This is a genomic window from Burkholderia sp. Ax-1724, assembly GCF_011752995.1.
Classification (GTDB): domain Bacteria; phylum Pseudomonadota; class Gammaproteobacteria; order Burkholderiales; family Burkholderiaceae; genus Paraburkholderia.
The window spans coordinates 185,511-203,413 of sequence record NZ_VWWL01000003.1 but is presented as its reverse complement, the minus strand read 5'-3'; the positions used below and the strand labels follow the sequence as shown (position 1 = coordinate 203,413).

Genomic DNA, 17,903 nt, shown 5'->3' with positions numbered 1-17,903 from the left:
GTGGATACTTCACTCGACAAAACTTTCGTACCCGGCTGTTACCGGGGTTTGTACACGCATCTGAGGTAGCCGGTTGCCGCGCCACGAAGGGAACAACATGAAGGGAGGGGTTTGGCCAAATGTGCGCCTGAGCGTGATTGCACTGGCGGTAGCCGGTACGCTCGCAGGATCACTGAGCCCGACGCTCGCCCATGCGCAGCCGCTCGCCGACAGAGCCGCGAGTGAACGCGCGCCCCACCCGGGCAATGGCCGAGCCAATCACCACAACATGGCCATCGATCATCCTGCATCAGACGTGATGATGCGCACCGTGGTTCCCCCCGATCTCGATCAACGCCGTCGCGACGGCCATATGACGCCCGAAGAGCGGCGTCTGCTACGTCAGCATATCGAAGACGCCGTGCGCGAGCTGTATAAGCGCTAGCCGAGCGCGGGCGTGGGTGCCCGGTTTGTGCCTGCGCAGAGGCATTTTCCATCCACGCAAACGTTCGCGTACCGGTGTGTTTCAAGGTGCTTGTGTCAAGCGATGCGTCAGGCCATGCCGGCTTGATGCCTGCGTAATATCCGCCCGATACGAATCGCGCCGCCTGAAAAATCCTGTTGCATCTTCAGCGTCAACTTCCTGTTCCGTTGTGCCGTTGAGCCGTCAGTGCATGGCCCATTTCGCCTGCACGTTTGCGCGAAAGCCTCGACGCGTGACGTCGTGAAAACCCGGATCAGCGATCATGAAACTTCTTCGACGTGTTGGCTGCAAGCCGTGGTTTTTCGTTTCGGCGACGGCACTGGCCGCATTGACCTACGGTGCAACGGACGCGCTCGCGCAGCAGCGCGTCGTGCACGGCGCGCATCGCGCGCCGGCGGCCGCGGCGACCGCATTGCCCGCGGCCGGAAGCGCGCAAAGCATTCTCGATCCCGACGACGCGCGCTTTTTTCTGACGCGTGTCGGCTTCGCGCCCGATAACGCCGAGCTCGCTCAATACGCGGGACTCACGCGTGAGCAGGCCGTCGACAAGCTGCTCGCGAGCACCCGAAGCGAAGCGCTCGTGCCGCCTCCCGACTGGATCGCCGAACCGATTCCGACCCGAGCCGAACGTCAGGCATGGACGCCGGAACAGCGTATCGAGCAACAACGCCTGCGCACCCAGCGTTACGAACTATTACGAGCATGGTGGCTGCGCGAGATGCTGAGCACCCCTTCGCCGTTGACCGAACGCATGACGCTTTTCTGGCACAACCACTTCACGTCGGGGCTGGACAAGGTGCAGTTTCCGCAGCAGATGGCGCAGCAAAACATGTTGTTGCGTCGTCACGCGCTCGGTCATTTCGGCGAGCTGCTGCACGATGTCGCGAAAGACCCGGCCATGCTGCAATACCTCGATGGCGCGAGCAATCGCAAAGGCAATCCCAACGAAAATTTCGCGCGCGAAGTGATGGAGCTGTTCACGCTCGGCGAGGGGCATTACACGCAGCGCGACGTCGCGCAAGCCGCGCGCGCCTACACGGGCTGGAGTCTCGATCCCGATACGCAGACGTACGTGTGGCGCGCCAACCAGCATGACGACGGCGAGAAGACCGTGCTCGGGCAAACCGGTACGTTCGACGGCGATCAGGTGCTCGACATCCTGCTTGCACAGCCCGAAACGGCGACGTTCGTCACCACGAAGCTCTGGCGCGAATTCGTCTCCGACACGCCCGACCCCGCGCTCATCGAGCCGATTGCTGTGCAGTTTCGCGCGAGCCGCTACGACATCAAGGTCGCGCTGCGCGGGCTCTTTCTGAGCGACGCGTTCTGGAGCGACGACAATCGCGGCGTGCTCGTGAAGTCGCCGGTCGAGTTCGTGGTCGGCACGCTGCGCGCATTCGATATCGGCTACGACAACACCGAGCCGTTCGCCGCGCAGGTTCGCACGCTCGGCGAGAACCTGTTCTATCCGCCGAACGTCAGAGGCTGGCCGGGTGGCACGACGTGGATCAATAGCTCGACGCTGCTTGCGCGCAAGCAGTTCGTCGAGCAACTGTTTCGCGCGACCGAAACCGCGATGCCCGCGCGCATGAGCGCCCCGGCGAGCGCGAAGAACGAGGCGCGCGGCGCGCGGACAGCGGCAGCCAGTCAGGTAAGCGCGACGCCGCCACGCACGATGTCGATGGCGCGCAAGGGGCAGGGTGGCGTACGCTTTGACATCGCGAGCTGGCTTGCGCACTACAACACTTCACCGACCGCGAGGCTCGGGCTGTCGGCCGAATTGCAGTTGCAGCACGCGGTGCTGCCGTTCACGCCGGTGGATGCGATCGCAACCGATTCGACTGCGAGCGCGTATCTCGAAGCGTTGCTGATGGACCCGGCCTATCAGCTGAAGTAAGCGTTGAAGCAGGAATTGAAGCAGGAGTTCAAGCGAGCGGTGCCTGGAGATTGTCGGCGCCGGCCGCGCGGCGGTGAAACTCGCGCCGGCACAATCACGACGAGGTGCAGCATGAAACGACGCAGCTTTCTTTCGATGAGCGCGGCAGCGAGTGCCTCGCTATGGCTGCCGCGCGCGTTCGGCGCGGGGTTCTCCGATGCGCCGAATGTCGCGAGCGCGCCGGCTTCGACGGGGCGCGGCTACGACAATCTGCTGATCCTGATTGAGCTGAAAGGCGGCAACGACGGCTTGAACACTGTGATTCCGTTCGCCGATCCCACCTACTACGCGCTGCGCAAGAACATCGCCATCCGGCGCGAGCAGGCGATTCAACTCGACGAGCGCACTGCGCTGCACCCCGCGTTGCAGCCGCTCATGCCGCTGTGGCGCGGCGGCCAGCTCGCGATCGTGCAGGGCGTGAGCTACGCGCAGCCGAATCTTTCGCATTTCCGCTCGATCGAGATCTGGGACACGGCTTCGCGCTCCGATCAATATCTGCGCGACGGCTGGCTCACGCGCGCGTTCGCGATGAAGCCGGTGCCGGCCGGTTTTGCAGCCGATGGCGTGGTGATCGGCAGCGCCGAAATGGGGCCGCTCGCAAATGGCGCGCGCGCGATTGCGCTCGTCAATCCTGTGCAATTCGTCAGGGCGTCGCGGCTCGCGGTGCCGGTGTCCCTGCACGAGCGCAATCCGGAGCTCGCGCATATTCTCGACGTCGAAAACGACATCGTGAAAGCCGCGGACCGCCTGCGTCCAGTGCAGGGGCAGCCGCCATTGAAGACCGCGTTTCCGGGCGGCGCGTTCGGCAGTTCGATCAGAACGGCGATGCAGGTGCTCGCCGCGAGCGAGGCGGCGCAGCCGGTGCCCCCTGCCGGCACGCCGAGACGGCAGCCACGGGGCGGGCAGGGCGTGGCCGTGATCCGCCTGACGCTGAACGGTTTCGATACGCATCAGAACCAGCCGGGTCAGCAGGCCGCGCTGCTCAGGCAGTTCGCGGAAGGACTCGCGGCGATGCAGGCGGCGCTCGTCGAACTGGGCCGCTGGAACGATACGCTCGTGATGACGTATGCGGAGTTCGGGCGCCGTCCACGAGAGAACCAGAGCAACGGCACCGACCACGGCACGGTGGCACCGCATTTCGTGACGGGCGGCCGTGTGCGCGGCGGCCTGTATGGCGTGCCGCCGATGCTGGCGCGGCTCGATGGCAACGGCAATCTGCCGGTCGGCGTCGATTTTCGCGAGCTTTATGCGACGGTGCTCGGCCCCTGGTGGGGGCTCGATGCGCCGGCGATTCTGCAGCAGCGATTCGAGCCGCTGCCGCTGCTGCGCGTTTGAGTTGGCGCGGTCGGGGCCGTTCGGGTTTTGCGCGCGATCCGACGCACCTCGATGCTGCGTGCCGGTGTTGCGTTGCGGTGGCGTTCTGATTGCGGCGTTATCGCGGGCTTATTGCGGTTTTATCGAGTCGCCGCTGCGAGTTCGCCATGACCGTTCGTGCTGATTGATGTTGATTGGTTCTGACTGGAGCCTATTTGGCGCGCCAGGCGATCCAGAGCTTGCGGATCGGCGTCAACGCGATGCGTTGATGCAGCACGTGATAGCCGTCCCGTTCGATCTCGTCGAGCAACGCCAGGGCGAGCGCGGCCAGCGCGAGCAGCGTGCGCTGCGCGCGGCGCGCGCCAGCGGGCACCGCGGCGAGCGCGGTCTGCACCGCATCGCGCGCGCGGCTCGTTTCGAAGCGCATCAGCTCCGTGAACGCGTCGGTGTATTTGCGGTTGATCAGATCGGCCGCGGTGACGTTGAAGCGCTGCATCTCGTCGATCGGAATGTAGATGCGCCCGTGGCGTGCGTCGTTGCCCGTTTCCGCGACGAACTGCGCAAGCATCAGCGCCTCGCCGAGCGGCGCGGCCCAGTTCGAATCCGGTGCGGCGTCGTGGGCGGCAGGCGCCGCGGCGCGTGAAACCAGCGCCGCAAAGCTGCCGCCGACGCCGCGCACGTAGCGCCGCAGATTCGGATAGTCGAGATAGCGTGCCTGGTCGAGGTCCATCTCGAAGCCGCCGAGCAGTTCCTGCAATGCCGGATATTCCATCTTCACATCGGGCAGATACGCAGCCAGCGCCTTCGATACCGGATGCGACGGCGAGCCTCCGGCCAGCGCGGCGATTTCGTTTTGCCACCAGGCGAGCTTCGTGCGGCCGATGGTGGGGTCGCTCGTTTCCTTGACCGTCTCCTCGAACTCGCGGCGCAATGCGAAGAGCGCCGTCAACAGCGGCTGACTGGCCGCGCGCGCCTGGCGAAGCGCATAGTAGGTGCCCGATCCTGGCGGCGCCGCTTTCTGCTGGCAGTATTCGTCGAAATTCACTGGCTTGGCGTGTGAGGAAGGACTGACGGGAAGAGTGCTCGGCGGATGTCGCGGCGCCTTTGCATCGAGCCGAAAATTGTAGCATCGGCGCCGCTCGCGCAGATATCGGCAGGGGCAGACAAGCGCGAATCAATCGGTTAGAATCTCGCGCTTACGCTTTTGGGCGCGCCTTGTGCGTGCTTTTGAGCGAACAGGACAAGCGGGCAAGACGCATCGCGGCGTGCCCGGCTGCGAGGGTGGCGAAATTGGTAGACGCACCAGGTTTAGGTCCTGACGCCCGCAAGGGTGTAGGGGTTCGAGTCCCCTTCCTCGCACCATTAACTATTTGATTTTTAACGAATCTGATATTTTTGCCGTTAAAAATCTAGCCAGTTTTTGCCGGGTTTACGGAAGATTTGCCAGCAAATATGCCAGTATTTCCCGCGAACTTTTCGACGGCCTTGTTTCCGGCTTCAGTGTCTGCAGACGGCATCCAGCGACCGTATACGCGCGCGATCATCGTCCAATCCCGGTGGCCCATCTGCTTTGACACCCACATCGGATGCTCGCCGGCCGAGAGCATCATCGACGCGTACGTGTGACGGGTTTGATAGGGGCGACGATACCGCACGCTCGCGCGCTTCAGTGCTGTTTTCCATACCTTGCGAATCTGTTTCGGCCCAGTGAAGCGTTCGCGCGTCGTCGGGTTGATAAATACCGCGCCGTCGGCGTCGGCCATATACGTCAACACCTTCTGTGCAAGCAGGGCGGCGCGCGCGGGTGCGAGCAGCTTCACGTCTCGACGCCCGGCGGCAGTCTTGGGGAACTCGGCAATTCCTTTCGCCTCGCCGGTCATCGCGCGGCGCACGCGCACATAACCATGCGTCAAATCGATGTCCGACCAGTTGAGGGCGACAGCCTCAGAGGTGCGGAGTCCAGTCCAGAAGAAAAACTGGAAAAGGTTGTTTTCGCCGTCGCGCAACTTCGCGATCACAGCCGCTTGCTCTTCGGGTGAAAACGGGTCGACATCATCGTCCGGCTCGTCTTCGTCGGGCCGCTCTGCGCGCGAATACGTAAAATCTGCGAGCGGATTCGATTCAATCAGTTCATCGTCGACAGCATCGGTAAGGGCAGAGCGCATGCAACTCTGTATGTTTGAGAGGCGCTTGTTGGTGACCATGTGCTCTTTCTTTTCATCGAACTTCGACAGCCAGTTTCGAATGGCGGCGCGCTTCAACTCAGATAGTGCAAACTTTCCGAACTTGGGGATGACGTGATTATTGACGATCCCGCTATACCCCTGATACGTCGATGCCTTAACCTCAACTTTCTTTCTGGTGAGCCAATCATCGAAATATTTTTCGACGGTGAGCACCTCGCCTGGCATCTCGGCAAACTGGGCTGCGTGTTTCGAATTCGGAAATACCTGAGCATAATTGAACGTTCCATCTTCGATTGCGAACAACAACTTCTGCCTGAATTTTTCTAGCTTTTGAGTGTTGGCAGGCGAAGGGGTGGCCTTGACGCGCTCGCGACACCTTTTGCCCTTGTAATTGAAGGCGATCTCATAACTGGAGTCCGAGATGATGGTAACTCCGGTCCCTTTTCTACCCATTGTTCGTAAGCCTCGATGTCCATCAGGATCGTTTTCGATCCGGGTGCATAGCGCCACACGCTGCCCTCAAGCCACACGCCTTTACACTTTTTCGTATAGACGGCGGCCGGCGTCATGCCGGTTAATTCGCAAAATTTGGCAATTGTTACAAAGCGCACTATCCACATGTCACTCCCCGTTACTGCGTATCAACATGCATAGCGCCCGGCGGCGCGCGATCTCCGCGTCATAGCCGACAAGCTGGCCGCTCATCACTTCGAACGTGCGCGGCATTGCGATGGTTGCTGGATCGATGACCGGCTTTTCGACAACCTTTTCTCGAAGGCGCATCGTATTGGCGAGGATGAAACGCACGCCTTTGTGCGGCTTTGTTGCCTCTACCTTTCCCGCGGCGACCAGATCGAGCAGAATCACCTTGATGTCGGCTGATGACATGCCGACCTTGTGACCCAGCTTGTACGGCGCGTAGGTGGAGCCCGGCTTCATGAGAGAAAGGATCAGTTCGGGCGTGGCATTCTTCGGCGCGTATGGCATCACACCTCCTGCCTGCGGCAGCCGCGAATCGCGATCTCCCGGAGCTTCGCGAGCACGACTGGTGCATCACGTTTCTTGTCGATGGCATAGCAGGCCGACCCGAGCAATTCGCGGGGAACAAGCACCGGGTCGTCGACGTTCTCTGCGCCCTCGTCGGGCTGCGCAACCATATTGTGGGACTGCGTAAATTGGTCGTTCTGCGCTGCCAGTGCACCAAGCACCTTACCGTCATCCAGCCCCGTCTTATAGCCTCGGTTCGCCGCCGCGATGATTCTCGGATCGTCGCGCTCGATCGCTGCCGTATCTGCTGCGACGGTAGGCGTACGGGCGGCGAGAATGGCGTGCGCGAAATTCAGTAGTTCGTCAGGCGTCACGCCCTCTTCGTGCTTCGGGATGAAAACGTGCTTGCGCGCGATTTCAATGATGCGTTCATCCGTCATCGGCGCTACCGCAGCAGGGGCGTGCTGTCGAAAGGCGGCTAGGAGTGCGCGGATTTCTGTTCCCACTTGCACGATTAGGCTGGCGTCGTGCAGATGCTTTGTGGACGCTCCGACTATTTCAAGGATGCGTTCATCGGTCAGCGGCGCAGCAGGGGCGACGGGAGCGGCGAGCATGTCGCCCACCAGTTCGCGCAAAATTGCCGAGGCGATACTTTCGTCATCCGATTTGCACACGATGCCGCCGAGGCCATCTTTCTCAACCACTGCGGCGTTGTCGTCGAAGATTCGAATGCGCCAGCCGTGCGGCAGACTCGCGGCAGGCTTGCCTGCAGATAGCAGGGCGCGGGCGAAGCCGTAAATATCCAGCCGCATCACGTTTCGTTCTTTGTCTTCATCGTACATGGCCCCCGTATGCTTTTCAGCAAGCGCCTCAATCTGTTCATCTGTGAGTTGCATCATTGCTCCATCTGGCGTGGTAGGGTTGGCGGTCATTGCTTTACCTTCAGGCAGGTACCCGAAATGCTTCTCGGTGCGCCCTCGGAACGATTGATCTGATCGCTGGCGATGTCGTAGGCGGCATGACAGGCTTCGCGAGTTGGATAGTCGTGTTCGACGTGAACGATGGTGTGGTTGTTGCCATAGGCATAAAAGGTGACAGTGAAAATCAGCGTGTAGATCACGACTCCACCCCCCCCTGATCCCCGGTAGATGAAGCGGGAGCGTCGTTGAGCCGAGAAAGGTTGCCTTTCTTCTGCATGAACTGCGCATGCGCTTTCATCTGAAGCTCGAAAACATCACGCAACATATCCGCGCTTTCGGCCGTCATGTGGTCGGGCCAGCGCAATATAATGCTTCCACCTTCTGGAAGTATCAGCCTCATCTCCTGGTAGCGAATGCCGTTGACCATTTGCAGTTGGCGCTCAAGATCGGCAATACGAGCAGTTTGACGTAACGATTCTTGCCGCGATGATTCGCTCGCATCGGATATGGCACTCAGGCTTTTGAGCAATTCACCAATAGCTGAGGCGGCGTCCGGTCTGTCGGCACGTAAATTTTCGGCTAACTCAATAAACCTTCTCGCGTCATTCATGGCGCGCTCCCTCTGCCCCAGCCGCTGAAGCGTGGGAAGGGGCTGAAGATGCGGCGCGGGCCAGCAATGCGCGCGCATGGTTCCGAATGCTGAGCATGCAATCGACGCGGCTGGCACGGTCCCTGTATGCCGCGACGCTGTTTAGGGGCTCACTGTTGGCTTTCGCGAGGTTTTCGAGAAACGCGCGGACCTCAACATCAAGCGACGCCGCCCGCTCGTCTTGGCTATCTGCCGACCTCGATTCGTCGTCATTAAACGGGCCCGATACGCCATATTCGATTTCGTCGGCGTCATTGAATCTATAAAGCCGACCTCGAACCAGAATCCTATACGCCGCATCGCGCAAGCGCTGATTGCTCATTTCATGCCGGGTAAATCCCGCATCCTTCATTTCTTGATCGAACAAGAAACCTGAAATTGGCTGGCTCACATTTCCTCCGATTTGTTTTGGCTATCTGCGGTGGGGGTTGCGGCGAGAAGGGCGCGCAGATGCGTTGCACGAGCGCGGTCGATAGCGGTCCAACTACGTTCAAGGCTGGTCGCCGAGAACTCGATTGCTTCGCGCTGCTCATCCGTCAGCGGCACAGCCGCAGCATCTTGGGGGGGGGCGGCAAACGACGCGTTGCGTTCGGCGACGGCACGTTCGAGCCGTTGCTTGTGTGCGGTCAGCGATCGGACGATCGGCGTCTTGTCGAGGAACTTGCCCGGCGCGCGCTCGGCGATCAGTTCGAGCTGGCGGCCGATCGTGTCGATCGTGTGCTCGACGACTTCGAGCAGATGCGCTTCCCACTGCACATCGCTGGCCGCCACAGTCGCGGCTTCGCGAGGGAGCGGAGCGGCGTAGACGATGCGCTTGTCGAAGTCAGCAGGGTCTTTGCGCTCCCATTCTTCTGCCTCGACATCAAACCAGAGCGAACTCTTCGAGCCAATTTTTACTTGGATCTGATAGCGCGGCTCTTGCACCACTCCACCAGCAGCGAGAGCAACGAGCTTTTCTTCGATGCGGTTCCAGACGGCCTTAGCTTCGGCGCCCGCCTTGACGTTGATCCAGTCGAGCATCAGCGTCTGGATAGTCGCGACGGCATCCGTAACCGGTGCGGCGTCTGCGTGCGCCTCGGGAGCGGCAGACGCTTCGAGCTCGGCTTGCTTGCGGCCGATCTTCCAAAACGGTGCGAGCCAATGATCGTCGCTGGGCGGCGCGTTCGTGTTCTGGTAGCCGAATGCGATCGCGCCGTCGATTGCCTCGCACGTAAGCTTGCGTTCAAGCTGGATTTGTTCGCTCGTCATGCTCGCGCGAATCTGCGCTTCGTCTTTTGTCGTCGTCATGATGGTGTACTCGGTTAGCCTTTCATCCGATGGACAAAGCCAGTGGTCGTACGCTCGATCGATCCCTTGCTCTCGCTGCCAAGCAGGCGGCTCGGATCAGCGTTGAGCGGCGAGATGAACAGCGAATTGCCGGTGGCGCCCGTCGCCTTGATGTAGTCAACCTCGACCTTGGCGCTGTCGACCAGCACGCTGGCGACTTGGGCCACGGCGCGTGCTCGCTCGACGTCCATCGGGTTATCGCGGTCACGCAGCGACGCAAGCGTCTGCATCAGGTGTTCGCGCATGTCGGTGATCGTGCTCATGACGATTGCTCCTTCGCTTCTCGGGCGATTCTGTTGACTTGACGGGTGATCGCGCCTTTCAGCTGAACCAGCTTCGCTAGCTCCGGATCGCGCGATCGAGGATGATTGCGGTGTGCGAGCTCGGCGCGGTGAACGAGCTCCAGCGCGTCGAGCGTAATTTTTTCGAGTTCCGCAGTGCGGCGTCCCGGCAGGAAGCAGACGACATGGCCTGCGGGAATCGGGCCGCTGGCGGCTTCCCACACGAGGCGATGCACTCCAGTCCACCGCCGCGCGGGAGCGATCGACGGATCGTCGGTGACCTTTTGTTCGAGATAGCCATCCTTGCTGATGCGCAGCGAGCCGAGGGGGGCGTAGTTGCGCGCCTCAGACGCAGCGCGGCCCGGTTTGAACTGCGTCCGGCGAGAGTTCGGATGCGTGCCGCAAATACCCCTCACGCCCTTGTTCCACGATGTCTGCCCAGGTTTGAAGCGCGTAGCACCGCCGCGCACACCATCCGCACGCCCGGCATGGGGGCCAGCCAGATACGCATCCGACTTATACAATCCGAGGGCTTGGGCCTTTTGATACATGGCTCCGATTGGTCGCCCCATTGAGCGCGCAAGCGTGGGCGTGTGAGAATCAGCGTATTCGCGCTTCAGGCGCTCAATCTCGGCGGTAGTCCAGAACTGGCGTGCCATGTCTATTCCGATAACTGTGTAGGAGGGGATCAGTCGTCGTCACGCTCATCGTCGATGCGATCGCTAAACCTGATGTCGATCAGCGCCATGCCACCGTCGCTACGCTCGAGGAACTTCACCTGACGGAAATCGGAATGTGTGCGCACCGCGACTTCAGCGTCCGTGTTGAACTGCCGAAGCGCGTCCATCAGCTGGCCGACCCTCATGTGGCACGCGCTGCAAGCTGCATTGCAGTCCGTGCATCGACGAGTTTCGAGAGCATGGGCGCCTTCGACGTGGCGAGTTTGTATGCGTCCGACGCTGCCTTCTTCCACGCAACGGCCGTCTGATAACTGCCGGAGAGAACTGCCGGAGGAACGCGATTGCACAGAGCCTTAAGCTCTTCACGCATCTTTTCGACCTGTTCCTGCTCGGCCTTAATGGCTTCCGGAGTCTTTGTGATCTTTTCACGCATGGCGTACCTCTATTTGGATCGCTGGCGGAGCGTAAATTTGCTCAGCAGCGAGACCGGCCGCGCCGGGCCAGTCACGCGGCGGCGCGCTTACTCCAAGTCGATCATTCGCGAGAAAAGTTCGTGCGCGGCGCCCTGGAGGGCCTTAACCGTAGGTTCGAGCTTCGCCCATGCGGCAGCCCCTGCGGCATCCCATGCGGCATCCCATGCGGCAGCCCCTGCGGCAGCCCCTGCGGCAGCCCCTGCGGCATCCCATGCGGCATCCCATGCGGCATCCCATGCGGCATCCCATGCGGCAGCCCGTGCGGCATCCCGTGCGGCATCCCGTGCGGCATCCCGTGCGGCAGCCCGTGCGGCATCCCGTGCGGTAGCCCCTGCGGCAGCCCCTGCGGCAGCCCCTGCGGCAGCCCCTGCGGCATCCCATGCGGCATCCCCTGCGGCATCCCATGCGGCATCCCATGCGGCAGCCCGTGCGGCATCCCGTGCGGCAGCCCATGCGGCATCCCATGCGGCAGCCCGTGCGGCATCCCGTGCGGCATCCCCTGCGGCATCCCGTGCGGCAGCCCCTGCGGTAGCCCCTGCGGCAGCCCCTGCGGTAGCCCCTGCGGCATCCCCTGCGGCATCCCGTGCGGCATCCCGTGCGGCATCCCATGCGGCAGCCCATGCGGCAGCCCGTGCGGCAGCCCGTGCCTCTCGCGCGCTGGTGCGCGCTTTATCAAGTGCTGGCATCGCCCGACTAAGGTCGGCCTCGCACGAGATCGGCTCCAGCGCTTTCAGCGCTTCGCCGTGTGGAGCGAGCGCTGGCGTCAGGCAAAGCCATGCAGCCGCGTGAACGCGAATCAGCCAGTCGACTGCCATCCACGCCCGCTTTTGCGAAAGCGTCGGACCCTTAGCTGTTCCGGGCAGGCGTGCGATATATTGCTTGAGCTGGGCACGCTCTTCATCCGAACGCATGCCGTCATTCCACGACATGCCAAACGCTGCGAGAACCGAATCGACACAAACCGGATGGTCGCCGAACGGCTCGCCAGAAAAGAGCGCGGTCGCTTCGAGCAGGCACATCCCCTCATCCGGGCCAATATGCTTGCCATGGCTGAGCGTGATCGTGTCGAGATTTTCAATCGTGAGTTTCATTTGGTATCCTTAAAAAGCTCCGACCCATACTGGCGCCGGACAAAAGGTCGCGCCACATACGCGACTCCGAGGGTCTTCAGCAATCAGTCTTTCCGCAAATAAACGTGAAGCAGGCCCAGCAGCACGCCGGCTGCAGCGCCCAGCACAACCACAGCAATAACAAGAATGGCAGTCGATCCGGAGCACATATCAGCGCCTCCAGCCGGCACGAACCATGGCTCGCAGAAGCCGAAAGCCATCCCGGCGCGAGAGTGAGTGATTAGCGATGTCTTCGACGATCTGCCAGAGGGTGCGCATCAGGCACCCCGACCCAGCGACACGCGTACATGCTGCGTTTCAACCTCATCCCACTGCTGAACAACAGCGAGCACGAGAACCGCAGCGACGAGCACGACCAGCGCCCGAGCCCAGAGGAACAGAAGCGCTTTCATTACCAGGCACCCAGAAGGCGGCAAATCAGTTCGGCGACGAACGGGGAAGCGGCGAGCACGGCGAAGCACAAACCCGGGTGCCGGGTCGTGCGCCGCGCATAGGAGGCGAGCTCGGCATCGGTCAAGCCGCCGCGCGAGAAGTACTCGACTTCGTCAGCGGTGCGCGTCTCGGCGGTGAAGCGGGGAACGGTCTGGATAGCCATGATCGTCGCTCGCTCAGACTGAAAGGGCTTCGATCCAGACTCGCGCGGCGGCGGCTGCCTCATCGGCCACTCGCCACTGATGCTGAATCAGGCGCTCATGGCGCACACGGCAGATGATCCGGTCGAATGCGAATTCCTGACCCGACACGGTCCGCTCGGCGTCGAGCCGGCGCTTTGCTGCCTTGCGCTCGCGCTTGGCGACTGCGCGCGCAATCATTGCGTGATCGTGCGCCGTACGCGGCTTCTTCAGTGTGGGCGCCTGCCTGGCGCCGCGCCGTGCGATCGACTTCGCGGCGGCAATCGTTCTCTTGAGCATGGTCTCTCCGCATGGGGGGGGGTGAAGGTGCGTTGAGACAATATTAGGCCAACCTAAATAACCGCGCAAGCTATTTTTAGGTTTGACTAAAAACGGGGGCAAAAAAAATCCCGCCGAAGCGGGATTTTTGCGGCTACTGCCCCTTCATTTCTGAACCAGCACCACATCGTAGACCTTGCCCGCATCATCAACGCAAATGCCGCCCCCGGAATGCCCCTGTCCGCGCAGGTCGCACCGAAGTCCGTGCCCGTCGGCCGACGATAGGAGTGCTTTAACGAATTTGTCGCCAGAGGAGTAGCTGCTGGCAAAGCTGGATGCGCTGCCGCCATGATTGTTGAACCCGTACGCCGAAGCAAAGCCAAACGTGTCGTTCGACCCTACGCGTGCCGCCGGGCCAGAATAAGTGGCGCTGTCGATCGTGACGCTCATGGTGCCAACCCCCATGCCGTTCCCCACCAATTCACCGGTATAGGTGCGGCCCGAGTCGCGCGACATAAGTGTCGCGTTGAACGAGCACGCGGTCAGTGCCACTGCCACGAATGCTCCGATTGCGATTCTTCTCATGAGATCCCTGATCACTGTGTTTCCTCGTCGATGGCTATTTTTAGAAGTTGTCCTGCGAGGTATAGCGTTGGCTCGAGGAGAAATAGGGCGTTGTCCCTATCGGCCCGCGCGAGCCCATACGCAAGCCTGCCGCCGGAGTCGAGGTGTACGTAGACACTGGCGTTTTCGTCGCCTTCAGGCTCTCGCGGCTTGCTAGCCACGAACCGTCGTCGTGATGTGCGGTACGCGTTGAGATCAATCACCTCAGCCCGTACCGGTCGCCTTCCTCGGGGCTGGCCGTGCATGTTTCAGTTTGACCGTTTTTGTATGGTGCTGGTCGCCCCGAACAGGCGTGTTCGATCCTGCGCGGATCATCCACGCAATAGCGTTCAACAACTCGTTCGAAAGGCCCTCTCCAGTGACGGCCTGTACTATCAGTTCTTTTAACTGGTCGGCGTCTGCTGTAGTCGTATCTTTTACGCTGTTGGGAGTCTGCAAGGAATCATGGTAAACATCCGCTTCAGATGCATCTTTCTTTGCCGTTAACCCTTGGTCCGAATTTGCCCGCAGCACCTTCGGCATGCGCCGGTATAGAACCCATTCGGGCCTTACGTTGAGTAGATCGCATACGCGCCACAGGTTGTTTGCGGTGATGTCCTGTGCCGGCGCGATCTTGCCAGACCCTATCCACGCCGACACGGTTGGTGCGCTGACACCGATGATGCCAGCGAGCCGGTTTGCCGTGTAATCGCTCTCTTCCAAAGCCTGAGCCAGGCGCTTATTCCAAGTTTCCATTTAGGTAAGCCTAACGGAAAGTATTTTAGGTATCCCTTGCATTTTTGTATTAGGTCAACCTAAAATGCGTGTGTGTTTTCACAGGAAATGGTAATGACCATCGACCCGAATGTCGTCATCGATCGCTTGGGCGGCACGTCTGAGACCGCGCGGCTTTTTGAGATCGAGCCGGCATCCGTGTCGGGTTGGCGAAAGCTTGGTATTCCCAAGGCTCGACTGCAATTTTTGAGGGTGGCTCGCCCCGATGTGCTGGTGCTGGAAGCTCCCTCTGAGTCGGTCGAATCACTGTCAGGGGGGCGATGTGCATGCCGATGCGATTAATGATCAGGAGGCCAAGGTGAGTTAAGTGATTCTTTTGCCTTTTGCTTGCATTGAGCATTGTTACCTCTGGAGGGTTTTGAGTTGGCTGCGAACAATACTTTCCGCGTATTGCTCCGTTTCTAAACGATCTATCTCCATTCGCTCAATGGCGTAGTTTGAGTCGTCCACGCTTGGGGTGGGTGTTGCACGTTGCATCTTCATCCAGATGTCCCCACTGCAAATACCCGTAACGGAGGTGGCAATTGCGGCGCTGGAGAGGTCCATATCCACATTCAGGTGTTGCGCCTGGTATCTGGATATCTGCTTGGCGGTTTCGCGAAACATGCAGTTCGTGCGCGCTTCATAGTCAGCCGCGCCTGGCTGCGGCCCAGGCGTCCAGCGCTTAACTGGCGCGCAGGCTGCGAGGATGGTGAGCGAGAGTGCGCATATCCCGAAAGTCATTGAGTTGGTAGCGAGTTGCATGTGTCGTCCTTTTTTATTTGATGGAGGTACAGATGGAAAGCCAAAACGCAGAGCAGGGCGCGGTCGATACCGTCCGCCTGGCACCGGATCAGGTCGGTTATCTGACGGCGCTGATCTGCGAGGAATACCGCCGCGGCGCCCGCGGCGAAGAACTTGCCCGGGTGCGCACGGAACTGGTTGCGGAGTTTCGCGCGCTGAACAGGGCTGCCGCTGGCGTCTCCGACTAACTGCGCTGCTGCTCGCCAAAAAATTTTGGCGACACGATGAGTGCAAATTCAAGAACAAAAGCGATTGTTTTTCGCAATAAGGGAGGTTTCTCGCTATGACGATTATCCGCCTGTTCCAGACCATCGGTCGCCAGCGCGTGCGACCCGAGCCTCACGGCGATCTCGTGTTCGTGCCGACCGATCTGATCGCGCAGTGCAAGACATTCCGCGATGCATGCCGGCTTGCGTGGGACTGGCGGCGCGTCGAGAACCTGACGAAGCTTGGCCTCGCCGAACGTTGCGGGTTGCGCGCATGTTTCGTGACCGACTACTTCAACGAGGAAGCGAACGACCGCAAGGGTCGCCGGCGGCGCGAGTTGCCACCGGACAAGATCGACGTGGTCGAGGAAGAACTCGGCAACAACGCGATCAGCCAGTACCTGAACCGGAAGAAAGGCTTCCGGATCTGGGAAGAGGTGAAGGCTCTCGCTGACCGCATGGTTGCCGCCTGAGCGGCGCGCCGCATGCCTGTTTGCATTTATTGGGAGCAGCCGATGAGGATTTACGTAGCGGGCCCGATGACGGGCATCCCCGACCTCAACTTCCCGGCGTTCCACGCCGCGGCGGCGCGCTTGCGCGCAGAAGGTCACGAAGTCATCAATCCCGCCGAGATCAACGCCGACCCGACGGCCGCATGGGCAGCGTGCATGCGGGCCGATATCCGCGAGCTCGTGACGTGCGAGGCGATCTACCTGCTGCCGGGATTCGAAGACTCGCGCGGAGCCCGTCTGGAGCGCCATATCGCGGTCGAGCTTGGCATGACCATTCTCTACGCAGCCCAGAAGGAGTTCGCATGAACGACGCTGATTTTGTTTCGCTGGTAATGCTGAGCCTCTTCATCGGCTCGGCCATCTTTTGCTGGAGGTCCACCCGATGAGCCTCGTTCACGAAGTAGTCGCCTGGGATTTCGACATGCCGGGCCTGAAGAAGATCGTCATGCTTCAGCTCGCGCGCAGCGCCCACCGCGCCAGCCAGGAGGCCAGCCTGCCCATCCACAAGGTCACGTCGGCTTGCGGCATCAGCGAATCGGCGGCGCGCAAGTACATCGCCGAACTGGCGCGCGAGGGCTATATCGCCTTCATCCCGGCGCCAGGCCGAGGCGTGCACTACCGGTTGACGATCGATTCGAGGGTTCCTGCGTGAAGGCTGCTGATCTGCTTCGCGAAATCGGCCGACCCATCGCCTATTACCCCATGCTGGCAAAGCGTCTGGGGGGCGTAAATGCGGCCGTGCTCTTCTGTCAGATTTTCTACTGGCAGGACAAGGCTGAGAGCCCGCTAGGGGTCCACAAGACCCGCGACGAGCTTGAGTCAGAGACCGGCTTGACGCACGAAGAGCAGGCGACTGCGCGGCGGAAACTGAAGAAGTGCGGTGTGCTGATCGAGACGCAGAAACGCATCGATCACAAGGTGTATTTCAAGATCGATGAATCGGCTCTCGAAGCCCTGCTGTCGGATGATTCGCCCGAAACCATGAATCCCGGTTTCGGGAAACCGCAAACAACGGTTTCGGGAAACCGCAAACAACGGTTTCGGGAAACCGTGAATCACGGCGTCGCGAAACAGGAAAACACGGCGTCGCGAAGCGGGCAATCACGGCGTCGCGAAGCGGGCAATCACGGTTCCGTTAACAGGACAGAGACTACAGCAGAGACTACAGCAGCAACGCGCGCGAGCGGCGCTGTGGATAAGTCCGTTGCTGCTGCTGCCGAAAATGAAAAAGCACACCCGAACCCCAACGCCGAGCGCGAACTGACCGACCTGCTGATTGCGCTTGAGGCTGCGCGCGGCAAATCGCTGACCGTCGATCGAAGTCGTGACCGCACCCACGTGCTGACGTGGGTCGGCAAGGGCGTGACGGCCGCGCGACTGCGTGAGGCGCATGCGTTGGCCGCGGCGGCGCGCAAGCGGGAAAACGACGACCGGCCGACCTACACGGGCTTCATCTCGACATTCCTCGATGCCGAGGCTGCAACGCCGCCGCCATCGGTCCCTCCGGCCGATGTGGACTGGTGGCTCGCCGGCGAACCGGTGCTGATCGCGGCCGGCGAGAAGCTCGGCGCGCGGCCAAAGCATCGCGACGAATCTCTGCCGGTGTACCGCGCCGTAGTCGCCCGTGCGGCCGGCAAGGGGCCATGGATCGACGCCATCCTGCGCGATGCCCAGAAGACCGGCGGCCAATTCCTGCAAACGATCGTGGCGACGCTTGGCGAACGCCTGATGCCCCTCGACTGGTATGCATCATGAGCAAAAACACACTC

28 protein-coding genes and 1 tRNA gene are annotated in these 17,903 nt (G+C 61.1%); 10 read left to right on the top strand and 19 right to left on the bottom strand.

Annotated elements, in window-relative coordinates; translation table 11 throughout:
• Nucleotides 1–97: 97 nt before the first annotated feature.
• From F3J19_RS04950 to F3J19_RS04940, 3 genes are all read left to right on the top strand, one after another.
• Nucleotides 98–424, top strand: coding sequence for a hypothetical protein (locus tag F3J19_RS04950; protein ID WP_167038688.1), 327 nt, complete (start codon nt 98–100; stop codon nt 422–424).
• A gap of 301 nt (nt 425–725) precedes the next feature.
• The gene (locus F3J19_RS04945) at nt 726–2,360 is read left to right on the top strand and encodes a DUF1800 domain-containing protein (RefSeq protein WP_167038385.1); all 1,635 of its coding nucleotides are present in this window, start codon (nt 726–728) and stop codon (nt 2,358–2,360) included.
• A gap of 111 nt (nt 2,361–2,471) precedes the next feature.
• A complete protein-coding gene (locus F3J19_RS04940) occupies nt 2,472–3,734 on the top strand; it encodes a DUF1501 domain-containing protein (protein WP_167038383.1) in 1,263 nt (420 codons plus the stop codon).
• A gap of 190 nt (nt 3,735–3,924) precedes the next feature.
• Here the strand turns inward: F3J19_RS04940 and F3J19_RS04935 are convergent, their stop codons facing one another.
• Complete coding sequence (locus F3J19_RS04935; protein WP_167038381.1) at nt 3,925–4,758, bottom strand: squalene/phytoene synthase family protein; 834 nt, start codon at nt 4,756–4,758, stop codon at nt 3,925–3,927.
• 230 nt (nt 4,759–4,988) lie between these two features.
• Between F3J19_RS04935 and F3J19_RS04930 the strand changes: the two genes are divergently transcribed.
• Nucleotides 4,989–5,075, top strand: a tRNA-Leu gene (locus F3J19_RS04930).
• A 47-nt stretch (nt 5,076–5,122) separates the two neighbouring features.
• On the opposite strand, the gene F3J19_RS04925 is transcribed toward F3J19_RS04930, so the two are convergent.
• The 17 genes from F3J19_RS04925 to F3J19_RS04850 all read right to left on the bottom strand — a co-directional run bounded on the left by F3J19_RS04925 (nt 5,123) and on the right by F3J19_RS04850 (nt 14,594).
• Nucleotides 5,123–6,352: a site-specific integrase gene (locus F3J19_RS04925; RefSeq protein ID WP_167038378.1), complete on the bottom strand. Its 1,230-nt coding sequence runs from the start codon at nt 6,350–6,352 to the stop codon at nt 5,123–5,125.
• Nucleotides 6,353–6,520: 168 nt separating this feature from the next.
• Nucleotides 6,521–6,886: a hypothetical protein gene (locus F3J19_RS04920; protein ID WP_167038376.1), complete on the bottom strand. Its 366-nt coding sequence runs from the start codon at nt 6,884–6,886 to the stop codon at nt 6,521–6,523.
• On the bottom strand, nt 6,886–7,818 hold the full coding sequence (locus F3J19_RS04915) for a hypothetical protein (protein WP_167038374.1): 933 nt from the start codon (nt 7,816–7,818) through the stop codon (nt 6,886–6,888). Before F3J19_RS04915 ends, F3J19_RS04920 begins: the two co-directional genes overlap by 1 nt.
• A complete protein-coding gene (locus tag F3J19_RS04910) occupies nt 7,815–8,006 on the bottom strand; it encodes a hypothetical protein (protein ID WP_167038372.1) in 192 nt (63 codons plus the stop codon). Before F3J19_RS04910 ends, F3J19_RS04915 begins: the two co-directional genes overlap by 4 nt.
• Nucleotides 8,003–8,416, bottom strand: a complete 414-nt coding sequence (locus F3J19_RS04905; protein WP_167038370.1) for a hypothetical protein — start codon at nt 8,414–8,416, stop codon at nt 8,003–8,005. The genes F3J19_RS04910 and F3J19_RS04905 overlap by 4 nt, the downstream gene beginning before the upstream one ends.
• Nucleotides 8,409–8,846: a hypothetical protein gene (locus F3J19_RS04900; RefSeq protein WP_167038368.1), complete on the bottom strand. Its 438-nt coding sequence runs from the start codon at nt 8,844–8,846 to the stop codon at nt 8,409–8,411. The genes F3J19_RS04905 and F3J19_RS04900 overlap by 8 nt, the downstream gene beginning before the upstream one ends.
• A complete protein-coding gene (locus F3J19_RS04895) occupies nt 8,843–9,742 on the bottom strand; it encodes a hypothetical protein (protein WP_167038049.1) in 900 nt (299 codons plus the stop codon). Before F3J19_RS04895 ends, F3J19_RS04900 begins: the two co-directional genes overlap by 4 nt.
• A 14-nt stretch (nt 9,743–9,756) precedes the next feature.
• Nucleotides 9,757–10,044 (bottom strand): hypothetical protein, encoded by a 288-nt coding sequence (locus tag F3J19_RS04890; RefSeq protein WP_167038366.1) that lies wholly within the window; start codon nt 10,042–10,044, stop codon nt 9,757–9,759.
• Complete coding sequence (locus F3J19_RS04885; protein WP_167038364.1) at nt 10,041–10,721, bottom strand: HNH endonuclease; 681 nt, start codon at nt 10,719–10,721, stop codon at nt 10,041–10,043. The genes F3J19_RS04890 and F3J19_RS04885 overlap by 4 nt, the downstream gene beginning before the upstream one ends.
• Nucleotides 10,722–10,750: 29 nt before the next feature.
• On the bottom strand, nt 10,751–10,927 hold the full coding sequence (locus tag F3J19_RS04880; RefSeq protein WP_167038362.1) for a hypothetical protein: 177 nt from the start codon (nt 10,925–10,927) through the stop codon (nt 10,751–10,753).
• Nucleotides 10,924–11,175, bottom strand: coding sequence for a hypothetical protein (locus F3J19_RS04875; protein ID WP_167038360.1), 252 nt, complete (start codon nt 11,173–11,175; stop codon nt 10,924–10,926). The genes F3J19_RS04880 and F3J19_RS04875 overlap by 4 nt, the downstream gene beginning before the upstream one ends.
• A gap of 87 nt (nt 11,176–11,262) precedes the next feature.
• A complete protein-coding gene (locus F3J19_RS04870) occupies nt 11,263–12,306 on the bottom strand; it encodes a hypothetical protein (RefSeq protein WP_167038358.1) in 1,044 nt (347 codons plus the stop codon).
• A gap of 296 nt (nt 12,307–12,602) precedes the next feature.
• Nucleotides 12,603–12,737, bottom strand: a complete 135-nt coding sequence (locus F3J19_RS32955; protein ID WP_275692052.1) for a hypothetical protein — start codon at nt 12,735–12,737, stop codon at nt 12,603–12,605.
• Nucleotides 12,737–12,940 (bottom strand): hypothetical protein, encoded by a 204-nt coding sequence (locus F3J19_RS04865; RefSeq protein ID WP_167038356.1) that lies wholly within the window; start codon nt 12,938–12,940, stop codon nt 12,737–12,739. Before F3J19_RS04865 ends, F3J19_RS32955 begins: the two co-directional genes overlap by 1 nt.
• A 13-nt stretch (nt 12,941–12,953) precedes the next feature.
• A complete protein-coding gene (locus tag F3J19_RS04860; RefSeq protein WP_167038354.1) occupies nt 12,954–13,256 on the bottom strand; it encodes a hypothetical protein in 303 nt (100 codons plus the stop codon).
• Between the two features lie 144 nt (nt 13,257–13,400).
• Nucleotides 13,401–13,793, bottom strand: coding sequence for a hypothetical protein (locus F3J19_RS04855; RefSeq protein ID WP_167038352.1), 393 nt, complete (start codon nt 13,791–13,793; stop codon nt 13,401–13,403).
• A 270-nt stretch (nt 13,794–14,063) separates the two neighbouring features.
• Nucleotides 14,064–14,594: a helix-turn-helix transcriptional regulator gene (locus F3J19_RS04850; RefSeq protein WP_167038350.1), complete on the bottom strand. Its 531-nt coding sequence runs from the start codon at nt 14,592–14,594 to the stop codon at nt 14,064–14,066.
• Between the two features lie 93 nt (nt 14,595–14,687).
• Here F3J19_RS04850 and F3J19_RS04845 point away from each other — a divergent pair, with 93 nt between their 5' ends.
• Nucleotides 14,688–14,915: a hypothetical protein gene (locus tag F3J19_RS04845; protein ID WP_167038046.1), complete on the top strand. Its 228-nt coding sequence runs from the start codon at nt 14,688–14,690 to the stop codon at nt 14,913–14,915.
• A gap of 60 nt (nt 14,916–14,975) precedes the next feature.
• On the opposite strand, the gene F3J19_RS04840 is transcribed toward F3J19_RS04845, so the two are convergent.
• Nucleotides 14,976–15,377: a hypothetical protein gene (locus F3J19_RS04840; RefSeq protein ID WP_167038348.1), complete on the bottom strand. Its 402-nt coding sequence runs from the start codon at nt 15,375–15,377 to the stop codon at nt 14,976–14,978.
• A gap of 32 nt (nt 15,378–15,409) precedes the next feature.
• On the opposite strand from F3J19_RS04840, the gene F3J19_RS04835 reads away from it, so the two are divergent.
• From F3J19_RS04835 to F3J19_RS04815, 5 genes are all read left to right on the top strand, one after another.
• Nucleotides 15,410–15,604, top strand: a complete 195-nt coding sequence (locus tag F3J19_RS04835) for a hypothetical protein (protein WP_167038346.1) — start codon at nt 15,410–15,412, stop codon at nt 15,602–15,604.
• A 95-nt stretch (nt 15,605–15,699) separates the two neighbouring features.
• Entirely contained in the window at nt 15,700–16,095 is a 396-nt protein-coding gene (locus F3J19_RS04830; protein ID WP_167038345.1) for an XRE family transcriptional regulator, read from the top strand.
• 42 nt (nt 16,096–16,137) lie between these two features.
• On the top strand, nt 16,138–16,440 hold the full coding sequence (locus F3J19_RS04825; RefSeq protein ID WP_167038343.1) for a DUF4406 domain-containing protein: 303 nt from the start codon (nt 16,138–16,140) through the stop codon (nt 16,438–16,440).
• Between the two features lie 76 nt (nt 16,441–16,516).
• The gene (locus F3J19_RS04820) at nt 16,517–16,786 is read left to right on the top strand and encodes a hypothetical protein (protein ID WP_167038341.1); all 270 of its coding nucleotides are present in this window, start codon (nt 16,517–16,519) and stop codon (nt 16,784–16,786) included.
• Nucleotides 16,783–17,889, top strand: a complete 1,107-nt coding sequence (locus F3J19_RS04815) for a hypothetical protein (protein ID WP_167038339.1) — start codon at nt 16,783–16,785, stop codon at nt 17,887–17,889. The genes F3J19_RS04820 and F3J19_RS04815 overlap by 4 nt, the downstream gene beginning before the upstream one ends.
• The last annotated feature ends 14 nt before the right edge of the window (nt 17,890–17,903 follow it).

Excerpts from the sequence above, each read along its gene's own strand:
- F3J19_RS04840 (WP_167038348.1), bottom strand. The coding sequence starts at position 15,377 with ATGCAACTCGCTACCAACTCAATGACTTTCGGGATATGCGCACTCTCG.
- F3J19_RS04825 (WP_167038343.1), top strand. The coding sequence starts at position 16,138 with ATGAGGATTTACGTAGCGGGCCCGATGACGGGCATCCCCGACCTCAAC.
- F3J19_RS04860 (WP_167038354.1), bottom strand. The coding sequence starts at position 13,256 with ATGCTCAAGAGAACGATTGCCGCCGCGAAGTCGATCGCACGGCGCGGC.
- F3J19_RS04950 (WP_167038688.1), top strand. The coding sequence starts at position 98 with ATGAAGGGAGGGGTTTGGCCAAATGTGCGCCTGAGCGTGATTGCACTG.
- F3J19_RS04830 (WP_167038345.1), top strand. The coding sequence starts at position 15,700 with ATGACGATTATCCGCCTGTTCCAGACCATCGGTCGCCAGCGCGTGCGA.
- F3J19_RS32955 (WP_275692052.1), bottom strand. The coding sequence starts at position 12,737 with ATGAAAGCGCTTCTGTTCCTCTGGGCTCGGGCGCTGGTCGTGCTCGTC.
- F3J19_RS04940 (WP_167038383.1), top strand. The coding sequence starts at position 2,472 with ATGAAACGACGCAGCTTTCTTTCGATGAGCGCGGCAGCGAGTGCCTCG.
- F3J19_RS04875 (WP_167038360.1), bottom strand. The coding sequence starts at position 11,175 with ATGCGTGAAAAGATCACAAAGACTCCGGAAGCCATTAAGGCCGAGCAG.
- F3J19_RS04885 (WP_167038364.1), bottom strand. The coding sequence starts at position 10,721 with ATGGCACGCCAGTTCTGGACTACCGCCGAGATTGAGCGCCTGAAGCGC.
- F3J19_RS04905 (WP_167038370.1), bottom strand. The coding sequence starts at position 8,416 with ATGAATGACGCGAGAAGGTTTATTGAGTTAGCCGAAAATTTACGTGCC.
- F3J19_RS04890 (WP_167038366.1), bottom strand. The coding sequence starts at position 10,044 with ATGAGCACGATCACCGACATGCGCGAACACCTGATGCAGACGCTTGCG.
- F3J19_RS04915 (WP_167038374.1), bottom strand. The coding sequence starts at position 7,818 with ATGACCGCCAACCCTACCACGCCAGATGGAGCAATGATGCAACTCACA.
- F3J19_RS04870 (WP_167038358.1), bottom strand. The coding sequence starts at position 12,306 with ATGAAACTCACGATTGAAAATCTCGACACGATCACGCTCAGCCATGGC.
- F3J19_RS04845 (WP_167038046.1), top strand. The coding sequence starts at position 14,688 with ATGACCATCGACCCGAATGTCGTCATCGATCGCTTGGGCGGCACGTCT.
- F3J19_RS04880 (WP_167038362.1), bottom strand. The coding sequence starts at position 10,927 with ATGAGGGTCGGCCAGCTGATGGACGCGCTTCGGCAGTTCAACACGGAC.
- F3J19_RS04920 (WP_167038376.1), bottom strand. The coding sequence starts at position 6,886 with ATGCCATACGCGCCGAAGAATGCCACGCCCGAACTGATCCTTTCTCTC.
- F3J19_RS04865 (WP_167038356.1), bottom strand. The coding sequence starts at position 12,940 with ATGGCTATCCAGACCGTTCCCCGCTTCACCGCCGAGACGCGCACCGCT.
- F3J19_RS04945 (WP_167038385.1), top strand. The coding sequence starts at position 726 with ATGAAACTTCTTCGACGTGTTGGCTGCAAGCCGTGGTTTTTCGTTTCG.
- F3J19_RS04820 (WP_167038341.1), top strand. The coding sequence starts at position 16,517 with ATGAGCCTCGTTCACGAAGTAGTCGCCTGGGATTTCGACATGCCGGGC.
- F3J19_RS04850 (WP_167038350.1), bottom strand. The coding sequence starts at position 14,594 with ATGGAAACTTGGAATAAGCGCCTGGCTCAGGCTTTGGAAGAGAGCGAT.
- F3J19_RS04835 (WP_167038346.1), top strand. The coding sequence starts at position 15,410 with ATGGAAAGCCAAAACGCAGAGCAGGGCGCGGTCGATACCGTCCGCCTG.
- F3J19_RS04925 (WP_167038378.1), bottom strand. The coding sequence starts at position 6,352 with ATGGGTAGAAAAGGGACCGGAGTTACCATCATCTCGGACTCCAGTTAT.
- F3J19_RS04895 (WP_167038049.1), bottom strand. The coding sequence starts at position 9,742 with ATGACGACGACAAAAGACGAAGCGCAGATTCGCGCGAGCATGACGAGC.